This window comes from Kitasatospora sp. NPDC001540, from assembly GCF_042894345.1.
In the GTDB taxonomy this organism is placed as follows: domain Bacteria; phylum Actinomycetota; class Actinomycetes; order Streptomycetales; family Streptomycetaceae; genus Kitasatospora; species Kitasatospora phosalacinea_C.
In genome coordinates this window covers 322,725-347,652 of record NZ_JBIAVO010000001.1, presented here as the reverse complement: position 1 = coordinate 347,652, position 24,928 = coordinate 322,725, and the positions used below count along the sequence as shown (strand labels likewise).

Below are 24,928 nucleotides of genomic sequence, written 5' to 3'. Positions count from 1 at the left end.
TCCGTGACCGCGACGCACACCTTCTCCTGGTGGTGGGCCAGCCCGTTGGGCGGCCCACGGATCGCGCGTCCCTAGCGACGAACGACGGCCGCCCTCCGGGGCGGCCGTCGACGTGTGTGTGCAGCGTCACGGCCTCCCGGAGGCGGCGGAACCCCCGCAGAGCCACCTCCCGGAAGGAACACCGCAGTCGTGACCACCACCGCCGCAGACCTGCTCGCCCGGCTCACCGCCCCCGGCGCCCCGGCCTTCGCCCTGCTGCACCGCCGCACCCCCCGGCTCGCCCCGGACACCGTCGAACTGCTGGTCGGCGAGGTCTCCGAGCACGCCGCGCTGGCCGACCTGCCCGTCCCGGCCGGCGCCCCGGACGGCGGCCCCCGGCACGACCTGCTCGCCCTCGTCCCGTACGCGCAGATCCGCGAACGCGGCTTCGCCGCCCGGCAGGACGGCACCCCGCTGCGGGCGCTGTCCGTCACCGAGCAGTACGCGCTGCCGCTGGCCGGGGTGCTGGCCGCGCTGCCGGACGCGCCGGTGGAGCTGCGCGGCGGGGAGTTCGACATCGACGACGAGGAGTACGCGGAGATCGTCCGCCGGGTGATCCGGGACGAGATCGGGCGCGGCGAGGGCGCCAACTTCGTGATCCGGCGCGACTTCCGCGCCGAGCTGGCCGGGTACTCCACCGCCACCGCGCTGACCCTGTTCCGGCGGCTGCTGGAGCACGAGCGCGGCGCGTACTGGACCTTCCTGGTGCACACCGGCGACCGGGTGCTGGTCGGCGCCTCCCCCGAGGTCCACGTCCGGCAGTCCGGCGGCACCGTGGTGATGAACCCGATCTCCGGCACCTACCGCTACCCGGAGACCGGCCCGACCGCCGAGTCGCTGCTGGAGTTCCTGCGCGACCCCAAGGAGCTGGAGGAGCTCACCATGGTGGTCGACGAGGAGCTGAAGATGATGTGCGCGGTCGGCGACCTGGGCGGGCAGGTGCTCGGCCCGCGCCTGAAGGAGATGTCGCACCTCGCGCACACCGAGTACGAACTGCGCGGCCGCACCTCGCTGGACGTCCGCGAGGTGCTGCGGGAGACCATGTTCGCCGCCACCGTCACCGGCAGCCCGGTGCAGAACGCCACCCGGGTGATCGACCGGTACGAGCGCGGCGGGCGCGGCTACTACTCCGGCGCGCTCGCCCTGATCGGCCGCTCCGCCAGCGGCGGCCAGCAGTTGGACTCGCCGATCTGCATCCGGGCCGCCGACATCGACCCCGCCGACGGCTCGCTGGTCGTCCGGGTCGGCGCCACCCTCGTCCGGCACTCCGACCCGCGCTCCGAGGTCGCCGAGACGCACGCCAAGGCCGCCGGGGTGCTCTCCGCGATCGGCGCCCGCCCGGCCCGCTCCGCCAAGGAGGCCGCCGCCCGCCCCCGGCTCGGCGAGGACCACCGGGTGCAGGCCGCCCTCGACTCCCGGCGGGCCGGGCTGGCCCCGTTCTGGCTGCGGATGCAGCGGCCCGCCGCGCCGCTGCCCGGCGCCGACACCCTGGTGGTGGACGGCGAGGACACGTTCACCGCGATGCTGGCCCACCTGCTGCGCTCGCTCGGCCACACCGTCAGCGTGCTCCGCTACGACGCCCCCGGGCTGCGCGAGCGGGTCGCCGCGCACCCCGGCCCGCTGGTGCTGGGCCCCGGCCCCGGTGACCCGGCCGACCCCGCGGACCCGAAGATGGCGCTGCTGCGCCCGGTGGTCGCCGACGCGCTGGCCGCCGTCCGCTCCGGGGCGCGCACCGCGCCGCTGCTCGCGGTCTGCCTCAGCCACCAGCTGCTCTCCGCGCGGCTCGGGCTGGAGCTGGCCCGCAAGGCGGTGCCGTACCAGGGCGCCCAGGAGACGATCGACCTGTTCGGCACCCGTCGCACCGTCGGCTTCTACAACACCTTCACCGCCCGCTGCGACGCGGCCACCGCCGGGCGGCTGGCCGCCGAGGGCGTCGAACTCGCCCGGGACGCCCGCACCGGCGACGTGCACGCCCTGCGCGGGCCCGGCTTCGCCGGGGTGCAGTTCCACCCCGAGTCGGTGCTCACCCGGGAGGGGGTGGAGATCGTCGCCGGGCTGCTGCGCGCCACCGCGGCCGTGCGCGGCTGAATCCGGCGGCCCGGCCCCGCCGTCCCGCGTCCGACGGAAAGGTCTGGATCTCCCTCGAACTGACTGATATTCATATCCTGCCCATTGGTCATGAGTTGGGGGATGCATGACGAACGCAGCCGAGCCCGGAACCGTCGAGATCGCCCTGGACGACGGCACCGTCCTGTACGCCGCCCTCCGCCCGGGCCCCGGCCGCCGGGCGGGGGACGCGGGGGCGGTCTCCGCGGCGGTCACCCACAGCCTCGGCGAAGTCCGGCGCACGGTGCGCGCGGTGGGGCGCTGGGCCCGCGAGACGGCGCAGCAGGCGGGCGACCCGGACGAGTTCGAGGTCGAGTTCGGCCTCGACCTGGGGGTGAAATCCGGCCGCCTGATCGGCGTCCTCGCGGAGGCCTCCGCCCAGGCGGGCCTGGTCGTCCGGCTGAGCTGGAAGCGGCCGGACGACCGCGACGCCGAGTGAGCCCGGACAGCGCGGCGGTACTGCTCGCCGACCCGGCCGGGGCGTTCCTGGGCAGCGGCTTCCACCTCGGCGCGGGCCTGCTGGTCAGTTGCGCGCACGTGGTGCACGGCCACCCGGAGCTGACCGCCGCCGCCCGGCCCGGCGCGGCCGCCCACCCGGTGCGCGGCGTCCGGCTGTTCCCGCCCGCCCCGGCGCCCGGGGCCGCCGCCTACCCGCCGCCGGACCTCGCCCTGCTCACCGCGCCCGGGCTGGCCGACGCCCCGGCCGTCCCGCTCGCCGAGCGCGACCCGGCGGGCGGCGCGGGCGTCCTGGTGCACGGCTTCGCGGTGAACCCGGTCACCGGCGAGGTCGGTCCGGAGTCGGCCCGGCTGACCGTCGCGGGCCCCTCCGGCCTCGGGCTGCGCGTCCAACTGGGCTGGATCCAGCCCGGGTTGAGCGGCAGCATGGCGATCGACGGGCGCGGCCGGGTGGTCGGCGTGGTCAAGGCCACCGCGGACGGCGGCGACCCGGTGGGCGGCTGGCTGACCCCGCTGTCGGAGCTGCTGCCGCTGCTGCCGCCGACCGCCGCGCCCCCGGCGGCGGTGACGGCGGGCGAGGTCGCCCGGCTGCTGGCCGGAGCGGCCCCGCTGCAGGACCCGGCGGTGCGGCTGGAGCTGGTGCAGGCCGTCAACGAGCGGCTCGGCCCCGGCGAGGAGGTCAGGGTCGCGTACCACGCGCTCGCCGCCCTGCACCTGCGCGCCCTCGCCGCCTGCTGCCTGCAGCACCGCCGTCCGGAGCGCGCGCTGCGCGCCCTGCTGGCCGGGGCCCGCGAACTGTGCGGCCCGCACCGGGCGCTGGACGAGCTGGACGCCCTGCTGGGCCTCGGAGCGGAGGACTGAGATGGACCGCTGCACCTGGGAGACCCGGCAGCTGCTGCAGCGCATCCTCGCGGGCTGGTTCGAACTGGCCTCGGTGCTGCCGGAGTTGGAGCAGCACCTGGCCGAGACCACCGGCTACCCCGTCCAGGTGCAGCCCCGCCCGCTGTCGGTGTCCGCCGCCCGGATCGCCAAGTTCCTGGCCGAGGACCACCGGCAGCCCGCCGCCGCGATCGGCCACCTGCACGACTGGCTGGTCGGCGTGCAAGGCAACCAACTGCGCGGCGACTGGGTCGCCTTCCTCGCCCTGGTGCAGAACGCGCCCGGGCTGGGCGTCGACCAGCGGGCCGAACTCGTCGCCATCGCCGACGTGCTGTGCTTCCCGCCGGTGCCCCCGCTGCGCACCGACGGCCGCCGCCTGGTCGAGATGGCCACCCACGCCCGGGTGATCGGCAGCCCCACCCTGCTGCTGGAGGAACTCGCCCTCAAGGAACCGCACCTGGCGCAGCACGCCCGCGAGGCCGCGGAACGCGTCCGCACCGGCCCGCCGCCGCTGCCCCCGACCGACCCGCGGGAGCGGGAGGGGCAGCGGGAGCGGACGCCGGGCGAGCGCCGCCGGGTGCGGGCGGCCACCGGCCTGGCCCTGCTCGCCGCCGCCGGGCTGGCCGCGGCGCTGCTGTGGCCCGACGGCCCGCCGCCGCTGCCCGCGCGGAGCACGGTGTGGCACGATCCCGTGGTCTCCCCCGACACCGTCAGCACCGCGGAGGTGGACGTCCCCCCGGGCGCCGCCCGCCTGAAGGCCCGCCTGCTGCTGTCCGACACCAACCCGGACAGCGGCAGCTGCACCGGCCTGACCGCCCAGCTGAGCATCGACCAGCACGGCAGCAGCGGCTGGCGGGCCCCCGGCACCGAGGTCACCCTCCCGGTGCCCGCCGGTCTGACCCACCTGGTCCTGAGCCTGCAGCTGAACGACGCCCAGGGCTGCGTCCAGAAGGTCGACATCCAACGCGTCGAATTCACCCGCTAGGAGGCCCACCGTGCCCGCCCCGCGCTCCGCCCGCCTGGCCGTCGGCCTGCTGCTGCTCGTCACCGCCGCGTCCGGCTGCTCCGGCGACGAGCCGAAGCCGTTCGAGAGCCTGCCGGTCAAGGTCGGCTTCAAGACCGACCGCCCCGGCATGTCCGAGTTCACCGACAAGGGCGTGTACGACGGCTTCGAACCGCACCTGACCATGAAGGTGCTCGGCTCCCGCAAGATCGAGTACACCTCGCTGACGGTGACCACCACCAACTGGGAGGACGCCCTCACCGACGGCAAGGCCAACCACAACAAGGTCGACCTGGTGGTCGCCGACGTCTCCGAGCGCGAGAGCCTCAAGCAGGACTACGACCTGGCCGGGCCCTACCTGCAGACCCCGCTGGGCGTCCTGCTGAAGGCCGACGACACCCGGACGGTCGCCAAGTCCGACGACCTCAAGCCGCTGCGGGTCTGCGTCACCCCCGGCACCACCGCCGAGGCCCAGCTCCGGGACATCGGCCCCCGGGTCACCGTCACCGGCACCAACCTCAAGGAGTGCCTGGCCCGGGTCGACGACGACACCGCCGACGCCGTGCTCTCCGACTACCTGGTGCTGCAGGGCGTCGCCGCCAACTCCGGCAGCGGCGGCAGGCGCGCCTACCGGGTCGCCCGGGACGCCCACATCGGCAAGACCCAGTTCCTGATGATGGTGCTGCCCAAGGGCCACCGGAAGGCCTGCGAACTGCTCCGCGAGGCCATCAACGACTACCTGCAGGACCCGGACTGGATGAACGCCCTGCGCAGCTCCTTCGCCTTCGGCCCCGACTTCACCGACAAGGAGCTGCGCGACACCTTCAAGCCGGTCACCACCTCCGCGGGCGACCGCTGCTCGGCCTGAACTCCCGCGCGGATCAGCCCAGTTCCTCGTCCAGACCCTGCTCGATCGCGTACCGGACCAGCTCGACCCGGTTGTGCAGCTGCAGCTTGCCCAGGGTGTTCTGGACGTGGTTCTGCACGGTGCGGTGCGAGAGCACCAGGCGGTCGGCGATCTGCCGGTAGGACAGGCCCTTGGCGACCAGCCGCAGCACCTCGGTCTCCCGCGGGGTCAGCTGCGGGGCGGCCGGGGCGGCGGGGGTGCCGGGCTCGGCGGCCAGGCGGCGGAACTCGCCCAGCACCAGGCCCGCCAGGCCCGGGGTGAACACCGGGTCGCCGACCGCGGTGCGGCGCACCGCGTCGAGCAGCTCCTCGCGGCCCGCCGACTTCACCAGGTAGCCGGTCGCCCCGGACTTCACCGCCTCCAGCACGTCCGCGTGCTCACCGCTCGCCGACAGCACCAGCACCCGCACCGCCGGATCGGCCTCCACCACCCGGCGGCACACCTCCGCGCCGGACAGCGACGGCAGGTTGAGGTCCAGCACCACCACCTGCGGGGCGCTGGCCCGGGCCCGGCGGACCGCCTCCTCGCCGTCCCCGGCGGTGGCGACCACCGCGAACCCGGCCTCCGCCAGGTCCCGGGCCACCCCCTCGCGCCACATCGGGTGGTCGTCCACCACCATCACGCGCACCGGCTGCTCAGTCGTCATGCCCGCTCCTCGGCCACCGCAGTTCCACCTCGACGCCCTCCCCGGGCACCGAGTACAGCTCGGCGCTGCCGCCGAGGTCCAGCATCCGGCCGCGGATCGACTGCGCGACCCCGAGCCGGCCGTCGCGCTGCGCCTGGGCCAGCCGCCCCGCCGGGAAGCCCGGGCCGTCGTCGCGCACCGACACCGTCACCGCGTCCGGCTCGTCCTCGACCAGGATCCACGCCCGGGCCGACTCCCCCGCGTGCCGCCGGACGTTGTCCAGCGCCGCCGCCACCGCGGCGGCCAGCTCGGCCGCCGCCCCGGCGGGCATCAGGACGGGCGTGCCGGGCGCGGAGACGGTGATCCGCTCGTCCGCGTACCGGGAGAGCAGCGGACGCAGGTCCCGCTCGCCGTCCGCCCGTTCCTCGTCGGAGGGCCGCGCGCCGGTCATCAGGGCCCGCAGCGCGCGCTCCTGCTCACCGGCCAGCCGCCCCAGCTCGGCCGCGTCGCCCTGCTGGCGGTGGACCAGGGCGAGCACCTGCAGCACCCCGTCGTGGATGTCCCGGGAGAGCCGCTCGCGCTCCCGGGTCGCGGCCTCCACCTGCAGCGCCCGGGTGAGCACCGCCTCGCTGGCCCGGGCCAGTTCGATCACGTAGCCGATGGCGCAGCCCGCGAGCAGCAGCAGCACGATGTTGTGCAGGTTGTCGGGGCTGACCCCGCCGTGCCCGAGGATGTTGGCGGCCCCGATCACCGCCCCCGCGAACGCGGCCGGCCGCCAGCCGCCCTTGCCCGCGAAGCCGAGCACCGTCCCGGCCGCCCAGATCGTCGGCAGGGTCGGTGCGCCGCCGTGGATCCGCGCCGGGGTGTCGATGATCCCGCTCATCACGATGCCGGTCACCGCGGCCGTCAGGTCCATCCCCAGCACCGGCCAGGTGCAGCGCTCCGGCCCGGCGAACGCCCGGGTCGAGGCCAGCGTCCACAGGCTCAGCGCGCCCAGGTAGATCCAGCCGGAGACCGGGTGCAGGAAGTGGTGGTACGAGGTGAGGTACCGCAGCACCGCGTACGCCAGCGCGAGCACCCGGAAGTACCCCATGGCGCGCCACAGCGGCAGCTCCACCGACATCCCGCCGGCCACCACCGCCGCCGCGACCCCGGCGGGCGCCGTCGGCACCGTCCTCGGCACCGCCTCCGGCACCGCTCTCGGCGCGACGACGGGTCTGTGGTCCCCCATCACCCGGTGCTCCCCCCGTGACGGCCCGTCAGGCCCCGGCGTCCTTCTCGGTGTCCCCGGCCTGCTCGGCCTTCCCCTCGGCCCCGGCCTTCTCGGCCTCGGCCTTCCCGGCCTTCTGCTGCGCCTTGCGGTCGGCGTCCGCGGCCTTCTTCTCCTCGGCGAGCTGCCGCTTGGCGGCGGTCGCGTAGATGTCCACGTACTCCTGGCCGGACAGGCGCATGATCTCGTACATCACCTCGTCGGTGACCGAGCGCAGGATGAACCGGTCGTTCTCCATGCCCTGGTAGCGGGAGAAGTCCAGCGGGCGGCCGATCCGGATGCCGGGCCGGACGCCGAAGTTGGGCATCACCTGGCCGGGCGGCTGCACCTTCTCGGTGTCGATCATCGCGACCGGGATCACCGGCGCGCCGGTGGCCAGCGCGACCCGGGCCAGGCCGCCGACCTTGCCGCGGTACAGCTTGCCGTCGGGCGAGCGGGTGCCCTCCGGGTAGACGCCGAAGATCTCGCCCCGCTCGACCACCGCGATGCCGCTGCGGATCGCCGCCTCGCCGGCCCCGCGGGCGCCCGAGCGGTCCACCGGCAGCTGGCCGACGCCCTTGAAGAACGCGGCGGTCAGCCGGCCCTTGATGCCTGGGGTGGTGAAGTACTCGGCCTTCGCGATGAAGGTCACCCGGCGCTTGAGCAGCGCGGGCAGGAAGAACGAGTCGGAGAACGAGAGGTGATTGCTGGCGAGGATCGCCGGACCCTCGTCCGGAATGTTCTCCTCGCCCTCCATCCACGGCCGGAAGAAGATCCGCAGCAGCGGGGCGACGATCATCTTCATCAGTCGGTAGAACAACCGGGGCCTCCTGTGGTGCGGACCGGACGATCCTAATGCCCCCGCCTGCCGCCCGGTGCACCGGCGAACCGTCCGCCCTCGCACCGGGCCCCTGTACGGGGCATCGCGCCCGTGGGACCATCGAGCCACCCTCACCCTGCCCGCCCTCTCCAGGAGTCCTGCATGCCGCTGCTTCCGGGAGCCGAGCCGTACCGCCGAGCGGGCGGTCCGGTCGGTGTGCTGCTGATTCACGGTTTCACCGGTTCCCCGCAGTCCATGCGCCCGTGGGCCGAACACCTCGCCGACGCCGGACTGACCGTCTCCGTCCCGCTGCTGCCCGGCCACGGCACCCGCTGGCAGGACCTGCAGCACACCCGCTGGGAGGACTGGTACGCCACCGCCGGGACCGCCTTCGAGGAACTCGCCGCCGCCTGCGAGCAGGTCTTCGTCTGCGCGCTCTCGATGGGCGGTTCGCTCGCCCTGAAGCTGGCCGCGGAGCACGGCGACCGGATCTCCGGACTGGTGCTCGTCAACCCCTCGGTGCGTTCCGACAACCCCGCGACGGTGCTTCTTCCGCTGCTGCGCCACCTGCTCCCCTCCCTCCCCGGCGTGGCGGGCGACATCGCCCTCCCCGGCGCCGCCGAGGTCGGCTACGACCGCGTCCCGCTGCACGCCGCCTGGTCACTGGCCCGGCTGTGGGAGGCGGCCCGGGCGGGAATGCCGTCGGTGACCCAACCCGTTCTGCTGTTGCACAGTCCGCAGGACCACGTGGTCTCGCCGCGCAACTCGGCGCTGGTGCTCGCCCGGATATCCTCGACCGATGTGACGGAGCTGCTGCTCGACCGCAGCTTCCACGTGGCCACGCTGGACCACGACGCCGGTCTGATCTTCGGGGCGAGCCTCGACTTCGTCCGGCGGCTGGCCCCGGCAGCGGCGGTCGATGCCGGAACCCACTCGGGCTGAAAGGCCGAACGTGAACGAGACCAGCAAGGCGAACGACGACGAGGACCTGCCCCGCGAGGAGGCCGAGGCGGCCGGGTCGGGCGCCGGGGCCGCCGCGGCCGCCGGGCCGGAGACCGCCGCGCCCGCCGCGAAGGCGTGGCGTCCGGCCGCGGGCAGCCAGGCCGAGCAGGACGAGATCTTCGCCGCGCTGGTGGCCCAGTTCGACGACCCGGTGGACCTCACCGACCCGGCCTGGCCCGAGGTGGAGAACCTGCGGGCGCAGAACGAGCGGGAGCACGGGCGGCGGGGGCCGACCGCACCCACCACGACCAACGGGGGCCTGGGCGACTTCACCCCGCGGCCGGTGCCCCGGCCGGGCGACGGGCCGCGCGACTACACCCCGGCCGAGGACGAGGACGAGGGCCACTTCGTGCCGCCGGAGCCGCCGCCGCTGCCCGAGGCCGAGGTCACCGCCAAGTTCGTCTGGCTGGCCGTCCTCGGCGGCCCCGCGCTGCTGCTGTTCGACGCCGTGGTCTGGCACGAGGTCTCCGGCTGGCCCGCCTGGGTCGGCCTGCTGTCCTTCCTGGGCGGCTTCGGCACCCTGGTCGCCCGGATGAAGGACCGCGACGAGGACGAGCCGGAGGACCCGACCGGCGGCGCCGTCGTCTGAACGGCCGCCCCCGGCCCGGGGGTTGGCGAACGCTCGACCCCCGGGCGAGCCGGTCACTCCGGCGCGGGGATCCGCAGCGTCGCCAGCACCGGCAGGTGGTCGGTGGCCGCCCGCAGGTCCGCCTCCGAGACGCCCGGCAGCGGGTACGGCACCCCGCAGCCCAGCACCTCGACGTCCGGCGTGGCGAACACCCCGTCGATCCGCTGGTAGGGCTGCTTCGGCACCGAGGTGTACGTCCCGCCCCAGGGCGCCTCGGCGTGCGCGTCGGTCAGCTCCGCGGCGAGCGCGCGCCAACCCGGGCCCTCCGGCGTCTCGTTGAAGTCCCCGGCGATCACCCCCGGCTCCCCCGGCCGCAGTTGGCCCCGCAGCAGCTCGAACTGCCGCAGCCGCTCGGCCGGTTCGAGGCTGAGGTGGCAGCTGGTCACCGAGAACGGGCGGCTCCCGCCGATCCGCAGCAGCGCGCTCGCGAACCCGCGCGCGTGCAGCCCCCGGGTCTTCGGCAGCAGCACGTCCCGCAGCTCCAGCAGGTCCACCCGCAGGTTGCCCAGCAGCAGCGGCCCCGCCGCCACCCGCCCGCCACCCGCCAGGATGACCGTCCCGGTCCTGTGCGCCAGCCAGGCGGCCGCCTTCTCGGTCTTCCAGTACCGCGGCGACTCCTGCACGCACACCACGTCCGGCTCGCACGCCCGGATCACCCGGGCCACCGCGGCCCGGTCGTCCCGCAGCGACCGCACGTTGTACGTCAGCACCCGTACCCGCCGCGCGCCGTCCGGCTCCGCCCCGGACGGCGCCAACGCAACCTCAGTGTCCGTCATTTGACCGACAGTAACAGCCCCCGCCGCACCGCAGGCGGGGGCGCGAGGAACTGCGCGCACCAGGCGGCGAACGCCGACGAGGCCGCGACGGGGGCAGTGTCACGCCCTCCGTCGCGGCTTCGCGACGCGTGTCGGCCGGACAGGGCCTACGAGTGGCTCAGGTCCGCGCCAGGTCCGCCGCGCCCGCGATGCCCGCGGCCGAACCCATCGACGCCAGCACCACGTTGGCGCGGGGCCGGGCCGGGCCGCCGGTCAGGTACTTCTCGAAGCCGGCCGCGACCGGGTCCAGCAGCAGGCTGCCGGAGTCGGAGACGCCGCCGCCCAGGACGAAGACGTCCGGGTCGAACAGCGCGGCGAGGTCGGCCATGCCGCGGCCGAGCCAGTCGGCGAGCTCCGCGTAGCAGGAGAGCGCCAGCGCGTCGCCCTCCTCGGCGGCCTCGGTGATGTGGATGCCGCGGATGGTCTCGGCGACGCCGTCGTTGAGTTCGAGCATCCGCTTGCCCGCGATCGGGTCGGCGGCGGCGCGCTCGCGGCCGTAGCGGCGCAGCGCGCGCCCGGAGCCGTACTGCTCCCAGCAGCCGTGGCCGCCGCAGCCGCAGGGCAGGCCGTCGGGAACCATGTTGAGGTGGCCGATCTCGCCGGCCACGCCGAACCGGCCGCGGTGCAGCCGGCCGTCGAGGACGATGCCGCCGCCGATGCCGGTGCCGACGGTGATCAGGACCATGTCCTCGTACTCGGCGGCGGCGCCGAACCGGAACTCGGCCCAGGCGGCGCAGTTGGCGTCGTTCTCGACGACGGTCTCCAGGCCGGTGAGTTCCTCGACGCGCTGCTTGAGGGGCTCGTTCTCCCAGGCGATGTTGGGCGCCATCAGGACGGTGGAGCGGTCCCGGCTGACGAACCCGGGGGCACCCACGCCGACCGCGCTGACGTCGGGGTACTGCTCCTTCAACTCCCGTACGCCCTGGGCGATGGCGTCCACCGCCCACTGGGGGTCGGCCGGGGTCGGCACCCGGGTCTTGGCCAGAATCTCGCCGGACTCGTCGACCACGCCTGCTGCGATCTTGGTACCGCCGACGTCCACGCCGATGGTCAGAGCCATGTGTCCCTCAGCTATTCACTCGTTCCCGCTCAGCGGAACCGTACCCGCTGAGGGGTACCCACGTATACAGTCCGGCGTACATTATTCGAAGGCAATTCCCGACCGATTGGTCATGGTGCCTTCAGAAGTCATACCAACGGTACCGTTCAGTAGTGAATTGTGACCGCAGCGTGACGTCGCCGTCCGGCCGGATTAACTACTTGTCGGAGGCCTCTGCGGGCCCGTCCAGGTCCACCCGTTCGGTCTCGGCGTGTTGGGGCTCGGACCAGCGCCGTTCGTGCCCGGCGACGGCGGCCCGGTAGGCCGCCAGCAGCTCCCCGCCCGCGGCGGCGAGGTGGCCGTACACCTCGGGGTTGGACTCGCGCAGCCGGCCGCCGATCTCCACCGCCTTGCCGCCCAGCGCGGTGGCGAACCTCCGCACCTCCTCCACCAGCGGCGCGAACTCCCCCGCCCCACCGCCCGGCTGTTCCTGCCGCTCCTGCTGCTGTTCGGTGCTCACCGCACCACTCCTCTCCATCGGTACGGGCTACCCGCGCGGCCAGAGCGCCGGGTCGGGCGTGAACCGCACCGACAGCACCCCGTCCGCCAGCCCGGCCCCGCTGACCGTGCAACGGCGCAGCGCGGACGGGAGTGCCAGGACCCGCCGGTAACCTCCGACGCCGAGCACGAGTTCGTCGCCGCGGCGCAGCAGTTCGAGCTCGCCGCGGTCGGCGCCGGGCAGCGGCAGGTGCCAGAGCAGGAGGTTCTCGGCGGCGAGCCGGTCCTCGGTGCGGGGGGCGGCGGGGGCGGGCGGGTGCGGGGCGCCCGCGGCGTAGAGCCGGTCGGCGAGCTCCTCCAGGCCGCCGTCCGGCTGCCGGGCGACCAGCACCGGCACCTCGCCCAACTGTTCGGCGACGGCCGCGAGTTGTTCGTCCTGCCGGGCGGCCGCGGCGGCCAGCCAGGGGTCGGGCGAGCCGGTCGCGGCGGCGGGCAGCGCGCCGTGCGCGACCACGGCGTCCAGCGGGAGGCCGTGCAGGGCGAGTCCGGCCCTGATCCGGGCCAGGGCGCGCGGCGCGGGGCGGGCGGCGTCCAGGACGAGGCGGACGGTGGTGCCGGGGGCGGTGATCGCCGCGGCGGCCTCGGCGAGGGCGGCGGAGGCGGCGGCCCGGGCCTCGAACAGCCTGTCGGTGGGCATCGGGACGCCCGCCAGGTTGGCCAGCAGCGGGCGCAGCGCGCGGGCGGCCTGGCGCTGCTCGGGCAGCAACCGGGCGAGGTAGCGCTCCAGTTGGGCGGGCAGGGCGAGGGTGGCGACCAGTTCGGCGGGCGGCGGGGCGGCGACCACCAGCACCTCGGCCTTGGCCCGGGGCAGCGCCCGCAGCAGGGCGAGGGCGCGGGTGCCGGGCAGCGGGGCGAGCTCCTCGGGGTCGAGCGGCTGGGCGCCGATCAGGTCGAGGGCGGGGGCCAGCCGCTCGCGGTAGCCGTCGAGGGCGTCCCGGAAGGCGGCCTGCTCGTCGATCCGGGCGGCGGTCAGGTGCCGCTCCAGCTCGACGGGTTCGGGGCCGAGCCGGACGCCCAGCAGGTCGTCGACGGCGCGGTGCGGGTCGTCGGCGGCGAGCAGCAGGGTGTCGCTGCCCCGCCGGGCGTGGTGCAGGGCGGTGGCGGCGGCGATCCGGCCGGATTCCGGGCCGCTGACCAGTACGGTGCGGGTGGCCACGGGCCCGGTCAGCCCTCGACGCGCTTCTTCAGCCCGGCCAGCGCCCGGTCGATGATGACCTTCTCGGCCTTGCGCTTGATCATGCCGAGCATCGGGATCTTGACGTCCACGGCCAGCTGGTAGGTGACCTCGGTGCCGCCCTTGCCGAGCCCCTTCCCGGCGGGGGCGAGCGCGTACGAGCCGTCCAGGGCGCGCAGCATCTGGCTGCTGACCAGGGTCCAGCTGACCTCGCGGTCGCCGTCCCAGGTGTAGGCGAGGGTGTGCTCGTCGCGGATGGCCCCGGCGTCCAGCAGCAGGCGCACCTTGGCCGCGCGGCCGTCGGGGCCGGTCTCCAGGACGTCGACCTCCTTGACCTCGCCGGTCCACTGCGGGTACGCGGCGAAGTCGGCGATCACCGCCATGACCTCGGCCGGGGTGGCGTCGATGACAATGCTCGACCTGGTGTGCTCCGCCATTGCGGCCTCCGCGATCTCCCTGTGCTGCTGTGCGCCCAGCAGAGGCTATCGCGGGCGGGAGCGCGCGTTTCCCGCGCGGGCACCTACCGGCGGGTCACCTCCGTCCTGCCGTAGGGTTCGAATCGGTCCACCCGCACGCCCGACCTGCGGTGTGACGATCGGAACACCGGGGTCGACCCCTCTGGTCGAACGCACCTACCCGGCAGTAACGTCCAGTCGTCCCGCAGCGTCGCAGACGAGGAGCAGTCTTGCTCGACGAGTTCAGCCTTCCGGCCCGCTACCAGGTACCGAGCGACGGCAACCTCGCCGACCTGGTCCACCAGAACGCGGAGCGGCACCCGGGCGTCGCTGTGCTCAGCCGCAAGGCCGCCGGGCAGTGGCAGGACCTCACCGCCGCCCAGTTCCTCTCCGAGGTGCACGCCGTCGCCAAGGGCCTGGTCGCCAGCGGCATCGGCCCCGGCGACCGGGTCGCCGTGATGTCCCGCACCCGCTACGAGTGGACGCTGCTCGACTTCGCGATCTGGACGGCCGGCGCGATCACCGTCCCCGTGTACGAGACCTCCTCCGCCGAGCAGGTCCGGTGGATCCTCGGCGACTCCGGCGCGCTCGCCGTCGTCACCGAGACCGACGCCCACGCCGCCGTGGTCGAGGAGGTCCGCGGCGAGCTGCCCGGCCTCAAGCACGCCTGGCAGATCGAGCGCGACGGCGTCGCCGCCCTCACCGCGGCCGGCACCGGCGTGGACGACGCGGTGATCGCCGAACGCCGCGTCCTGGCCGGGCCGGACTCGATCGCCACCATCGTCTACACCTCCGGCACCACCGGCCGCCCCAAGGGCTGCCAGCTCACCCACGGCAACTTCCTCGCCGAACTGGGCAACGTCACCGCCCGGATGCCCGAGCTGTTCCGCACCGGCGAGTCCTCCGTCCTGCTGTTCCTGCCGCTGGCCCACGTGCTCGGCCGGATCGCCGAGATCGCCGCCGTCATCGCCCCGGTCAAGCTCGGCCACGTCTCCGACATCAAGAACGTCACCGAGGAGCTCGGCTCCTTCAAGCCGACCCTGATCCTCGGCGTCCCCCGGGTCTTCGAGAAGGTCTACAACACCGCCCGCGCCAAGGCCCAGGCCGACGGCAAGGGCGGGATCTTCGACCGCGCCGCCGACACCGCCGTCGCCTACAGCCGCGCCCTCGACTCCGGCGGCCCCTCGCTCGGCCTGCGGATCCGCCACGCGGTCTTCGACAAGCTCGTCTACGGCAAGCTCCGGGCCGCCCTCGGCGGCCGCTGCCGTTACGCCATCTCCGGCGGCGCCCCGCTCGGCGAACGGCTCGGCCACTTCTACCGCGGCATCGGCTTCGTCGTCCTGGAGGGCTACGGCCTCACCGAGTCCTGCGCCGCCACCGCCTTCAACCCCCACGACAAGCCCAAGATCGGCACCGTCGGCCAGCCCCTGCCCGGCTCCGCCGTCCGGATCGCCGAGGACGGCGAGGTCCTGCTCAAGGGCCCGCAGGTCTTCACCGGCTACTGGAACAACCCCGCCGCCACCGCCGACGCCCTGCGCGACGGCTGGTTCGCCACCGGCGACCTCGGCACCCTCGACGACGAGGGCTACCTCACCATCACCGGCCGCAAGAAGGAGATCATCGTCACCGCGGGCGGCAAGAACGTCGCCCCCGCCGTGATCGAGGACCGCATCCGCGCCCACGCGATCATCGGCGAGGTCATGGTGGTCGGCGACCGCAAGCCCTTCATCGCCTGCCTGGTCACCGTCGACGACGAGTTCTTCCCGCGCTGGAAGGCCCTCAACGGCAAGCCCGCCGACGCGACGGTCGAACAGCTCCGCGAGGACCCCGACCTGCTCGCCGCCGTCCAGGCCGCGATCGACGACGGCAACCAGGCCGTCTCGCACGCCGAGGCCGTCAAGAAGTTCCACCTGCTGACCACCACCTTCACCGAGGCCGGCGGCCACCTCACCCCCTCCCTCAAGCTCAAGCGCAACGTCGTCCTCAAGGACTTCGCCGCCGAGATCGAGGGCCTCTACACCAAGTAGTCGCGCGCCCCGACGGGGGCGCGGGGAACTGCGCGACCGACCACCCACCCACCGCAGGGTCGCGGCACCGGACGGACCCCCGTCCCGCGCCGCGGCCCCGGAACGGGTTCACCGCTCCTGCAGCAACCCCGTCAGCCGCTCCGCGAGCATGTCCCACCGCCAGGCCTCGTGCACCCACCTGCGCCCGGCCTCGCCCATCTCGCGCCGCAGCCCCGCGTCCCCGAGCAGTCGCACCAGCCGCTCCGCGAGCACCCCCTCCCCGCCCACTCCCGGCACCACGTACCCCGTCTCGCCCTCGCGGACCGCGTCCGGCGCCCCGCCGGAGTCCCCGGCGACGACCGGCAGTCCGGTGGCGGAGGCCTCCAGGTAGACGATGCCGAGGCCCTCGACGTCCAGTCCGCCGCGCCGGGTGCGGCAGGGCATCGCGAAGACGTCCCCGGCCCCGTAGTGGGCGGGGAGCTCCTCCCAGGGGACGGCGCCGGTGAAGACGACCGAGGAGCGCACGCCGACCGTGTCGACGAGCTTCTCCAACTCGGCCCGGTAGGGCCCGCCCCCGACGATCAGCAGCACCGCGTCGGGCTGGGCGGCCAGCACCCTCGGCAGGGCCCGGATCAGCGTGTCCTGCCCCTTGCGCGGCACCAGCCGCGACACGCACACCACCACCGGCCGCCCGCTGAGCCCGAGCCGGGCCCGCACCGCGTCGCCGCCGGAGTCCGGCCGGAAGGTCGACTCGTCGACCCCGGGCGGGAGTTGGACCATCCGCCGGGCGGCGTCCGGCCCGACGGCGCGGGCGATCCGGGAACGGGTGTACTCGCCGAGGTAGGTGAGCACGTCCGTCCCGGACCCGATCCGGCGCAGCAGTTGGGCGGAGAGCGGCAGTTGGGCCCAGGCGGCCTCGTGCCCGTGGGTCATGCCGAGCAGCCGCTCGGCCCCGGCCCGGCGCAGGGCGGGGGCCATCAGGCCGAGCGGGGCGGCGGCGCCGAACCAGACGGAGGTGCAGCCCTCGGCGCGGAGGATCTCGGCGGCCCGCCGGGTGACCCGCGGGGTCGGGAGCATCATCCTCGTGCGGTCGCGGACCACCCGGAAGGGCTGCCGGGCGTCGAACTCGGCGACCTCCCGGCCGTCCTTCCAGGTGGAGGCGTACACCACGACCGAGTCCGCGGGCTGGCGGACGGCCATGCTGTGGACGAACGCCTGGATGCCGCCGGGCCGGGGCGGGAAGTCGTTGGTGACGATGAGGGTCTTGTGCATGCCGCGGCTCGCTCGGTCGGGGGGTGCTCGGACTACCTGTGAGTGGTCCGTACGATAGGTCACCGTGTCCGTTCACCGGGAACGCGGCCGGTCCGCCGACCGGACCGGACGGTGGCCCTCCGGGGCGGCCCGGACACGGTTCGGTGAAGGTTGGGGGCGCCGTCGCAACCGTTGGGGCGGGGCGGTTGTCCTTAACCGGTGAGGCCCCCGACGTGTCCGGTGTCCCGGCGTGCGTGCGACGACCCGAAGGAGCGCAGTGGAGTCAGCCCAGGCCGAGAAGGCCGGTGGCGCGGAGCCGTCGGTGCCCTCGCCCCAGCCGTCGTCCCAGGTCGGCGCCGGTGCCGCGCCGAGCCGTCGTCCGCTCTGGGCGCTGGCCGCCGGATGGGTGGCGACCCGGACGCTGATCGTCCTGATGGTCGCCGGCGTGCTGCGGATCGCCGACACCGACGTGACCACCGACATCTCGGTGATCTACCACAGCTGGTACGAGGTGCTGCGCACCGGCACGTTCCCGCTGGACGACGTGACCTGGCAGTACCCGCCGGGCGCGGCGCTGGTGATCCTGGCGCCGGGGCTGCTGCCCTGGTCGTACCTGGTCTCGTTCTTCGTGATCTGCGGCGTGGTGGACGCGGCCGCGATGGCGCTGCTGATGCGCGCGGGCAGCCGCCGGGGCCGCAGCTACCTGGGCGGCTGGTACTGGGTGGTGGGCGTGCCGCTGCTGGGGCCGACGGTGTACTGCCGGTACGACATCATCGTGACGGCGCTGGCGGTGGCGGGCCTGCTGGTGATGCTGCGCCGCCCGGCGCTCAGCGGGGTGCTGCTGGGCCTGGGCGGGATGGTGAAGGTGTGGCCGCTGCTGGCGCTGATCGGTTCGCCGCGCGGTCGGCGGACCAGGCGGGCGTGGACCTCGGCGGTGGCGTCCGCGGCGGCGCTGGGCTTCCTGCTGACGGCGGGGATGAACGGGGCGTTCGAGTTCCTGAAGTTCCAGTCGGAGCGCGGCATCGAGATCGAGTCGGTGGGCGCGCTGCCGCTGCACTTCGCGAAGCTGGCGGGGGCCTGGAACGGCACCGTGACGATGAACTACGGCTCGGTGGAGTTCCTGGGCCCGTGGGTGCCGGTGATCACCAAGGTGATGATGGGGCTGTCGGTGGCGGGCTTCGGCTGGCTGCTGGTGTGGCGGCTGCGGGCGGCCCGCTGGACCTCGGCGACCACCCTCGACGCGGCGCTGTGCGCGCTGCTGGTCTTCACCGCGACCAGCCGGGTGATCTCCCCGCAGTACATGATCTGGGTGGTCGGCCTGGCGGCGGTGTGCCTGACGGTGCGCGGCAGCAGCCAGCGTCCGGTGGCGGTCATGGTGCTGGTCACGGCGGTGCTGACCACCATGGAGTTCCCGATCATGTTCGGCGCGGTGAACCGCAGCGAGCTGGGCGGCGTCCTGGTGCTGACCGCCCGCAACCTGCTGCTGGTGGCGACCACGGTGGTCTCGGCGCACCGGCTGTGGCGCTCCACCCGGCGGCGGGAGGCGCTGACGACGGTGGTGCTACCGGCCGAGCAGGTCGCCCCGCAGTACCCGGTGCGCCCGGGCATCGCCTACGAGCAGGACCTGCTGGACGACCTGACCCCGGCGGAGCGCGCCTGATCCGGCAGGCACTTCCTGCAAGTTTCTGAAAGTCCTTGCAGGGCGGGGTTCCGGCCTGCCACCATCGCCGGATGATCGACTACGACATCCTGATCGTCGGCGGCGTCGGCGTGGACACCATCGTGCGGGTGGACCGGCTGGAGGTCCCGCCCGGCCGCGACTCGATCGACGTCCCCCCGGTGCTGGACTACCCGGCGCACACCGGCAACGGCGTGGCCCTGGCCTGCCTGGCACTCGGCCTGCGCACCAAGTTCGCCGACTTCCTCGGCGACGACCCGCAGGGCGCCCTGGTCCTGGCCGAGTACGCCCGCCGCGGCCTGGACTTCAGCCACCTGCCCGCCCCCGCGGGCACCCCGCGCAGCGTCAACCTGGTCGACCGGGGCGGCCTGCGGTTCTCCTTCTACGACGGCCGCCACCCGGCCGACGCCCGGCTGCCGCGCGAGTTCTGGCTGCCGCTGCTGGAGCGCTCGGCGCACGTCCACCTGTCGATCACCGGCGTCAACCGGGACATGTACCCGGACATCGAGCGCCTGGGCCGCACCAGCTCCACCGACCTGCACGCCTGGGACGGCGTCAACGCGCACCACCTGCACTACGCCCTCCGCTCGGACGTGGTCTTCCTCTCCGCCGCGGGCCTGGCGAACCGCCCGGAGGCGGCGATGCGCGCGGTGCTGGCGCGGGGCCGGGCCGAGCTGGTGGTGGCCACCGCGGGCGCGGACGGCGCCTTCCTGCTGACCCGCGAGGACGAGGCGCCCCGGCACTTCCCGACCGTCGACCCGGGCGCGCCGGTGGTGGACAGCAACGGCGCGGGCGACGCCTTCGTCGCCGGGTTCCTGCACCGGCGGCTGGCGGGCCGCCCGGTGGAGGAGTGCATGCGGGCCGGGGCGGTCGCCGGGGCGCACACCTGCACCGTCGCGGGCACCCACACCGCCTTCCTGGACGCCGCGGGCCTGGAGCGGGCGCTCGGCGCCTCCTGAGCACCCCGGCCGGTCCCGGCCGGTCCCGGTCAGTCCCGGAGCCCGGCCACCTCGGTGATCCAGGCCCTGGTGAACTCCGCCACGCCGGTCCCGAGTTGGGCTCTCATCGCACGCTCCAGCCCGCCCTCGCCGAAGGCCCCGACGGTGCGGTAGAGCGCCACCAGCCGGTCCTGCCCGTAGCGGCGGGCGATCAGGTCGCAGGCCATCCAGGCCTGCTCGTAGGCCTGGGCGATGTCCGCCGCCCCGGCCGTGAACGCGTCGTCGGCGGGCAGCGCGGCGGGCACCCGCCCGGCCCGGACGTCCTTGGTGAGCTCGGGGGCGATCTGCCGGGCGGTGCGCCCGGCGCCCAGGTAGCCGGTGTAGTCGGCGACGCCCTCGGAGAGCCACAGCGGCGTCCAGGGCTTGGTGTCGGCCCGGGTGGCGACGTGGGTGGCCTCGTGGGTGACGACCACCCGGCGGCCGAGTTCGCTGAGCTGCCGGTAGGCGTCGGGGTTGACCACGATCCGGTCGGCGGGGGTGTGCACGGGGGCGCCGCCGACCGCCAGGGTGACCGCGGCTATGCCCTGGTAGGCGTCCGCGGAGACGTCCATCCGGCGGGCGAACTGCTGCTCGGTGAGCGGCAGTTCGAGCACCAGTCGGGCCCCCGACGGGCCCCAGACCGCCTCCACCGCGGGCATCGCGCGGTCGGCGAGTTCGGCCAGCGCGGTCAGCTCCGCGCCGTCGCCGAGACCGAGCACCAGGCCGTGCCTGCCCTCCACCGCCTGGACGGTGCCCAGGTCCCAGGGCGCGGCCGCTCCGGTCGGTGTCTCCCGGGCCACCCGCCACCCGGCCGGCTCGCGCACCAGCTCGACCTGCCGCTCCAGCAGCGCCGGGTAGTCGTCCACGCCGCTCAGCCGGTAGCCGAGCTCGGCGCCGACGGTGAACCGCTCCGCGTCGGCGGGCGGCTCGACGAAGCCGGTCAGCCGCAGCGCGTACGCGGTGAGGCGCAGCCCGGCGGTGCGGGTCAGCAGGTCGCGGTCGGCCTCCTCGGAGCCCGCCGCGGCGACGGCCAGCAGCCCGGCGGTGTCCCGCGCGGCGACGGCCCGGCCGCGCCGGTCCAGCAACTGCTCGACGGTCTCCCGCAGCCCGGGGAGCGCCGGGCCGCCGCCGGGCGCGGGCGCGGCGGCGGGGGCCGGCCGGGCGGGCGCGGCCCGGGGCGGCGACAGCTGGGCGGCCCCGGCGGCGGCCAGCAGCAGGGCGGCGCGCCGGGACAGCGGGGCACCGGCCCGCGGCGGCGGCCCGGCGGCCGGCGGCAGGTCGGTGACCAGGGGTTCGTCGACGAGGCTCAGACCCGCACCACCGTGTTGACCGGCATCGCGCTGACGCTCTCGTACCGGACCCGGGCGCCGGGGTAGGGCGCGTGCACGACGACGCCCCCGCCGGCGTACATGCCGACGTGGTGCCTGTCGCTGTAGAAGATCACCAGGTCTCCGGGCCGGGCGTCGGCGAGGCTCACCCGCCGGCCGGCCGAAGCCTGCGCCTGCGAGGTCCGCGGCAGGGTCACTCCGGCCTGCCGCCACGACCAGTACATCAGACCGGAGCAGTCGAAGGTGCCGGGGCCGGTGGATCCGTAGACGTAGGGGGAGCCGATCTTGGAGATGGCGGCGGCCAGCGCGACGGCGGCGCGGTCGGAGGAGGGCGGCTGGTTGCCCAGGTCGATCCGGTCAGCGCCGCGGGCGGCGCGCTGCCTGGCCTCCCGGGCGTCGTCGGCGGCCATCCTGGCCCGCTCGGCGGGGGCGAGGCCGTTCAGCAGCCGCTGGGCCCCGGCCAGCCGCTCGCGGACGTCCTCCTTGGCGGCGGCCAACTCCTGTCGGACCTGTTCCAGCTCGGCGAGCTTGGCCCCGGCCTCGTGCCGCCGCTCGTCGAGCCGCCGCTGCCGCTCGGCGAGCTCGCGCAGGCTGTCGGCCTGCCGGGCGGTGGCCTGTTCGAGCGAGCGGGCGCCGGTCAGGTACCCGGCCGGGTCCTGGTCGAACATCAGGCGGACGGTGGGGTCCAGGCCCTGGCTGCGGTACTGGGCGGCGGCGACGGCGGCCAGGTCGCCGCGCATCCGGTTGATCTCCTCCTGCCCGGCGGCGACCTGGTCCTGCAGGGAGCCGGCCTCGGCCAGCAGCCGCCTCTGCTGCTCCTGGGCGGCGTTGTACTTCTCCGAGGCCCGCTCGGCCTCCTCGTAGAGCTGGTCGACCTGCTGCTTGACCTCGCTGCGGTTCGGCGGGTCGGCCGGGGCGAGCGGGGCGGCGGCGGCCCCGCCCACGGTCAGTCCGAGCGCGCTGGTGGCCGCGGCGGTGAGCGCCAGGGCCCGGGCGAGGCGCTGGACGCCGGGCAGTGGGGTGCGGCGGTGCACGGACACGTGCGACGGCTCCGTTCTGCGGCCGGCCTCCGCCGCCGTCCGCGGTCGGACGGCCGTCCTCGCGGGGGCCCGGGGGCAGAGGTTAGCGAGTCAGAACGATCCAGTCCAAACCCCGACAGCACCGAATATTTGACCGCGAATCGGACAATCAGACGAGAGCGGCCCGGCACCCCGTGCGGGGTACCGGGCCGCGGGCTCGGACGGGCCGTCAGATCCGGACGATCCGGTTGATCGGCATGGCCGTCGCCGACTCGTAGCGGACCTGCGCGCCGGTGTGCGGGGCGTGGATGATCTGCCCGTTGCCGACGTACATGCCGACGTGGTGCTGGTCGCCGTAGTAGATGATCAGGTCGCCCGGCCGGGCGTTGGCGATGTTGGTGCCCAGGCTGGTGCCCGCCCCGGCCTGCGCCTGCGAGGTGCGCGGGATGGAGACCCCGGCCTGCTTGTAGGCCCACTGCATCAGGCCGGAGCAGTCGAAGGTGCTGGGCCCGGCCGCGCCGTACGCGTACCAGCTGCCCAGCTTGGAGACCGCCGCGCCGACCGCGTTGCCCGAGAAGCTGGAGGACGCCGGGGCGTTCAGCTCCACCCGGACGGTGTCGCGGGAGGCCCGCTGCGCGGCGTCGGCCTGCGCCTTGGCGTCCGCGGCGGCCTTGGCCTCGGCGGCGGCGAGCTGCTCGCGCTCCTGCTGGGTCAGCGTGTTGAGCAGGTCCTGCGCCTTGGCCAGCTTCGCCTTGACCTCCTCCTTGTCCGCCTGCAGGGACTTGGTGGTGGCGTCCAGCTCGGCGAGCTTGGCCTCCGCCTCCTTGCGCTGGGCGTCGAGCTTGGCCTGCTCGTTCTTGAAGGTCTTCAGCAGGTCGGCCTGGGTGGAGCCGACCGCGTTCATGGTGCCGGCCTGGCCGAGGAAGGCGTCCGGGCTGCTGGAGAGCATCAGCTGCATGGTCTGCGGCATGTTGCCGGTGCGGTACTGCTCGGCGGCGATGCCCGCCAGGCCCTCCTGGGCGGTGGTCACCTGCTCCTGCTGCCGGGCGAGCTGGTCCTGCAGTTGGCCGACCTGCTTCTGCAGCTCCTGCTGCTTCTCGACGGAGGCGTTGAGCGCCTCCGTCTTGACCTCGGCCTCTTCGTTGAGCTGGTCGACCTGCTGCTTGACCTGGTCCTTGGTCGGCGCGGGGTCGGCGTGCGCCCCGCCCTGGGCGGACAGCGCCACGGCAGCGGCGGCGGTGGCAGTGAGAATCGAGACCCGGGCACGGCCGACGGGCTTGGGACGGCGATGGGACGCCACGAAGGCGGACTCCTTCTTCCTCACACCGCCTACCGGGTGAGCTGACGGGTTCGGGCCGGAAGAAAGGCCCTACGGCGCCTCACCGACCGCGCACGGCGGTCGACCTGGCGCCGATTCACCCCGGGGGAACGTGGTTCCCCGGCTCCGTTCGACAGCACCCCCGCGGGGGTATCCCGTCAGCAGACCCGGTGTTGACGGTCTGCCCGCTGCGTCACGGACTCGGCGGCGACCTCCGCCGCCGCCCCCCTTGGGCGATCGACTCTGCGGTGGTCGAGGCAAGACCCTAGTAACCGATCCGTGATCCGTTCAAATCCTTGTCGGAAAAAAATCTGATTCTGAATCAAATACCCCGGCAAATCTGACCGAACGTGATCAATCCATTACACGGAGCGTAGTAATTCTCACCATGTGGTCGAGAAACACCACGCCCGGACGTGTCGCAGATCACAGGGAGATCTCGACCCGGCCGGGCGTGTCACGAGGCGTCAGTTGTCGCCCTGCGGGGCGTTTGTCCGGTTCGCCGGGCGGTCAGACCCGGCGGATGGTGGAGATCGGCAGGGTGTCGACCTTCATCGTCTTCACCACGTCACCGGTGCGCGGCGCGTGCACCACCAGGCCGTTGCCGATGTACATGCCCACGTGGTGCCGGTCGCTGTAGTAGACGACCAGGTCGCCCGGCTGCGCGTTGTGCCAGTCGGTGCCCACGTTCACGCCGTAGCTGCCCTGCGACTGCGAGGTGCGCGGCAGCGAGACGCCCGCCTGCTTGTACGCCCACACCATCAGGCCCGAGCAGTCGAAGGTGCTGGCCCCGGTGGCGCCCCAGACGTACGGCGAGCCCTGCTTGCCGAGCGCGGCCGCCACGGCGGTCGCCGCGTAGCCGCTGGCCTGCGGCAGGGTGCTCGGGTCGACCCGGGAGGCGCTGCGCGAGGCGCTGCCGCCGCTGCCCTGCAGGATCGCGGCCCGGTCGGCGGCGCTCAGCTTGGCCAGCAGCTTCTGCGCCTCGGCGAGCTTGCTGTTCACGTCGTTCTTGGCGTCGTTGAGCGCCTGGGTCTGGCTGTCCAGCTCGCTGAGGACCTGGGCGGCCTCCTGCTTCTGCTGGTCCAGGCGGCGCTGCTGGTCCTTGAGCGACTTCAGCGTCTCGGCCTGGGTGCTGGCGGCCTGGTCGAAGGAGGACGCCTTGGTGAGGTACTGGTCCGGGTCGGAGGAGAGCATCAGCTGCATCGACGGGTCGACGCCGCCCTGCCGGTACTGGTCGGCGGCCACCACCGAGAGCCCGGAGGCCAGTTCGGTCAACTGCTCCTGGCCGCGGGCCACCTGGTCCTGCAGGTCGGCGGCCTGCTTGCGCAGCTGGTCGGCCCGCTCCTTGGCGCCGTTGTACTTCTCGGCCGCCTGCTCCTGCTCCTCCAGCAGCTTGTCGACCTGCGCCTTGACCTCGTCCTTGTTCGGCTGGGCCGGGGCGGCGTGCGCGCTGGCCTGGGCCGTCAGGGCGACCGCGGTCGCGGCGGCGGCGGTGAACACGGAGATCCGCGCACGGCTCGGCTGCTTGGGACGGCGGTGGGAGGCCAAGGGGGTGCTCCTTCTTCCTGCTGGACTCACCCCAACGAGTGACAGTCC

General features: G+C 74.4%; 23 protein-coding genes and 1 riboswitch. Of the genes, 10 read left to right on the top strand and 13 right to left on the bottom strand.

Annotation, left to right across the window (positions count from 1 at the left end):
- Positions 1-189 precede the first annotated feature (189 nt).
- From ACFY00_RS01575 to ACFY00_RS01555, 5 genes are all read left to right on the top strand, one after another.
- A complete protein-coding gene (locus ACFY00_RS01575) occupies positions 190-2,127 on the top strand; it encodes a chorismate-binding protein (protein ID WP_388026153.1) in 1,938 nt (645 codons plus the stop codon).
- 106 nt (positions 2,128-2,233) lie between these two features.
- A complete protein-coding gene (locus tag ACFY00_RS01570; RefSeq protein ID WP_388026151.1) occupies positions 2,234-2,584 on the top strand; it encodes a CU044_2847 family protein in 351 nt (116 codons plus the stop codon).
- Entirely contained in the window at positions 2,581-3,462 is an 882-nt protein-coding gene (locus ACFY00_RS01565; RefSeq protein ID WP_388026149.1) for a trypsin-like peptidase domain-containing protein, read from the top strand. Before ACFY00_RS01570 ends, ACFY00_RS01565 begins: the two co-directional genes overlap by 4 nt.
- Position 3,463: 1 nt before the next feature.
- Complete coding sequence (locus ACFY00_RS01560) at positions 3,464-4,465, top strand: hypothetical protein (RefSeq protein ID WP_388026147.1); 1,002 nt, start codon at positions 3,464-3,466, stop codon at positions 4,463-4,465.
- 10 nt (positions 4,466-4,475) lie between these two features.
- On the top strand, positions 4,476-5,351 hold the full coding sequence (locus ACFY00_RS01555; RefSeq protein ID WP_388026146.1) for a transporter substrate-binding domain-containing protein: 876 nt from the start codon (positions 4,476-4,478) through the stop codon (positions 5,349-5,351).
- A 13-nt stretch (positions 5,352-5,364) separates the two neighbouring features.
- Here the strand turns inward: ACFY00_RS01555 and ACFY00_RS01550 are convergent, their stop codons facing one another.
- The 3 genes from ACFY00_RS01550 to ACFY00_RS01540 all read right to left on the bottom strand — a co-directional run bounded on the left by ACFY00_RS01550 (position 5,365) and on the right by ACFY00_RS01540 (position 8,069).
- Complete coding sequence (locus ACFY00_RS01550; protein WP_388026144.1) at positions 5,365-6,036, bottom strand: response regulator; 672 nt, start codon at positions 6,034-6,036, stop codon at positions 5,365-5,367.
- On the bottom strand, positions 6,026-7,138 hold the full coding sequence (macS, locus tag ACFY00_RS01545; protein WP_388026567.1) for a MacS family sensor histidine kinase: 1,113 nt from the start codon (positions 7,136-7,138) through the stop codon (positions 6,026-6,028). Before macS ends, ACFY00_RS01550 begins: the two co-directional genes overlap by 11 nt.
- Positions 7,139-7,274: 136 nt before the next feature.
- Positions 7,275-8,069 (bottom strand): 1-acyl-sn-glycerol-3-phosphate acyltransferase, encoded by a 795-nt coding sequence (locus ACFY00_RS01540; protein WP_388026565.1) that lies wholly within the window; start codon positions 8,067-8,069, stop codon positions 7,275-7,277.
- 177 nt (positions 8,070-8,246) lie between these two features.
- Between ACFY00_RS01540 and ACFY00_RS01535 the strand changes: the two genes are divergently transcribed.
- Together ACFY00_RS01535 and ACFY00_RS01530 are read left to right on the top strand one after the other, a co-directional pair.
- Positions 8,247-9,026, top strand: a complete 780-nt coding sequence (locus ACFY00_RS01535) for an alpha/beta hydrolase (RefSeq protein ID WP_388026143.1) — start codon at positions 8,247-8,249, stop codon at positions 9,024-9,026.
- Positions 9,027-9,036: 10 nt separating this feature from the next.
- Positions 9,037-9,675 (top strand): hypothetical protein, encoded by a 639-nt coding sequence (locus ACFY00_RS01530; RefSeq protein ID WP_388026141.1) that lies wholly within the window; start codon positions 9,037-9,039, stop codon positions 9,673-9,675.
- A 53-nt stretch (positions 9,676-9,728) separates the two neighbouring features.
- Here the strand turns inward: ACFY00_RS01530 and ACFY00_RS01525 are convergent, their stop codons facing one another.
- The 5 genes from ACFY00_RS01525 to ACFY00_RS01505 all read right to left on the bottom strand — a co-directional run bounded on the left by ACFY00_RS01525 (position 9,729) and on the right by ACFY00_RS01505 (position 13,737).
- Positions 9,729-10,490, bottom strand: a complete 762-nt coding sequence (locus ACFY00_RS01525; protein ID WP_388026140.1) for an endonuclease/exonuclease/phosphatase family protein — start codon at positions 10,488-10,490, stop codon at positions 9,729-9,731.
- A gap of 157 nt (positions 10,491-10,647) precedes the next feature.
- Positions 10,648-11,589 (bottom strand): ROK family glucokinase, encoded by a 942-nt coding sequence (locus ACFY00_RS01520; RefSeq protein ID WP_388026139.1) that lies wholly within the window; start codon positions 11,587-11,589, stop codon positions 10,648-10,650.
- Positions 11,590-11,785: 196 nt separating this feature from the next.
- On the bottom strand, positions 11,786-12,088 hold the full coding sequence (locus ACFY00_RS01515; RefSeq protein WP_388026138.1) for a DUF5304 family protein: 303 nt from the start codon (positions 12,086-12,088) through the stop codon (positions 11,786-11,788).
- 27 nt (positions 12,089-12,115) lie between these two features.
- Positions 12,116-13,282 (bottom strand): ArsA family ATPase, encoded by a 1,167-nt coding sequence (locus tag ACFY00_RS01510; protein ID WP_388026136.1) that lies wholly within the window; start codon positions 13,280-13,282, stop codon positions 12,116-12,118.
- An 8-nt stretch (positions 13,283-13,290) separates the two neighbouring features.
- The gene (locus ACFY00_RS01505) at positions 13,291-13,737 is read right to left on the bottom strand and encodes an SRPBCC family protein (RefSeq protein WP_388026134.1); all 447 of its coding nucleotides are present in this window, start codon (positions 13,735-13,737) and stop codon (positions 13,291-13,293) included.
- Between the two features lie 248 nt (positions 13,738-13,985).
- On the opposite strand from ACFY00_RS01505, the gene ACFY00_RS01500 reads away from it, so the two are divergent.
- Positions 13,986-15,782: an AMP-dependent synthetase/ligase gene (locus ACFY00_RS01500; RefSeq protein WP_388026132.1), complete on the top strand. Its 1,797-nt coding sequence runs from the start codon at positions 13,986-13,988 to the stop codon at positions 15,780-15,782.
- 108 nt (positions 15,783-15,890) lie between these two features.
- On the opposite strand, the gene ACFY00_RS01495 is transcribed toward ACFY00_RS01500, so the two are convergent.
- Positions 15,891-17,033 carry a glycosyltransferase family 4 protein gene (locus ACFY00_RS01495; protein ID WP_388026131.1) on the bottom strand — a complete coding sequence of 381 codons (1,143 nt, stop codon included), beginning with the start codon at positions 17,031-17,033 and terminating at the stop codon, positions 15,891-15,893.
- A gap of 256 nt (positions 17,034-17,289) precedes the next feature.
- Here ACFY00_RS01495 and ACFY00_RS01490 point away from each other — a divergent pair, with 256 nt between their 5' ends.
- Positions 17,290-18,672: a glycosyltransferase 87 family protein gene (locus ACFY00_RS01490; RefSeq protein ID WP_388026129.1), complete on the top strand. Its 1,383-nt coding sequence runs from the start codon at positions 17,290-17,292 to the stop codon at positions 18,670-18,672.
- Between the two features lie 71 nt (positions 18,673-18,743).
- On the top strand, positions 18,744-19,649 hold the full coding sequence (locus ACFY00_RS01485; RefSeq protein WP_388026128.1) for a carbohydrate kinase family protein: 906 nt from the start codon (positions 18,744-18,746) through the stop codon (positions 19,647-19,649).
- A 29-nt stretch (positions 19,650-19,678) separates the two neighbouring features.
- Here the strand turns inward: ACFY00_RS01485 and ACFY00_RS01480 are convergent, their stop codons facing one another.
- The 4 genes from ACFY00_RS01480 to ACFY00_RS01465 form a co-directional block, all read right to left on the bottom strand.
- Positions 19,679-20,752, bottom strand: a complete 1,074-nt coding sequence (locus ACFY00_RS01480; protein WP_388026126.1) for a hypothetical protein — start codon at positions 20,750-20,752, stop codon at positions 19,679-19,681.
- Positions 20,753-20,973: 221 nt separating this feature from the next.
- Positions 20,974-22,035: an NlpC/P60 family protein gene (locus ACFY00_RS01475; protein WP_388026125.1), complete on the bottom strand. Its 1,062-nt coding sequence runs from the start codon at positions 22,033-22,035 to the stop codon at positions 20,974-20,976.
- 208 nt (positions 22,036-22,243) lie between these two features.
- Positions 22,244-23,314 (bottom strand): NlpC/P60 family protein, encoded by a 1,071-nt coding sequence (locus tag ACFY00_RS01470; protein WP_388026123.1) that lies wholly within the window; start codon positions 23,312-23,314, stop codon positions 22,244-22,246.
- Positions 23,315-23,324: 10 nt separating this feature from the next.
- Positions 23,325-23,478, bottom strand: a riboswitch (cyclic di-AMP (ydaO/yuaA leader).
- Positions 23,479-23,842: 364 nt separating this feature from the next.
- Positions 23,843-24,880 carry an NlpC/P60 family protein gene (locus ACFY00_RS01465; protein ID WP_388026122.1) on the bottom strand — a complete coding sequence of 346 codons (1,038 nt, stop codon included), beginning with the start codon at positions 24,878-24,880 and terminating at the stop codon, positions 23,843-23,845.
- Positions 24,881-24,928: the final 48 nt, after the last annotated feature.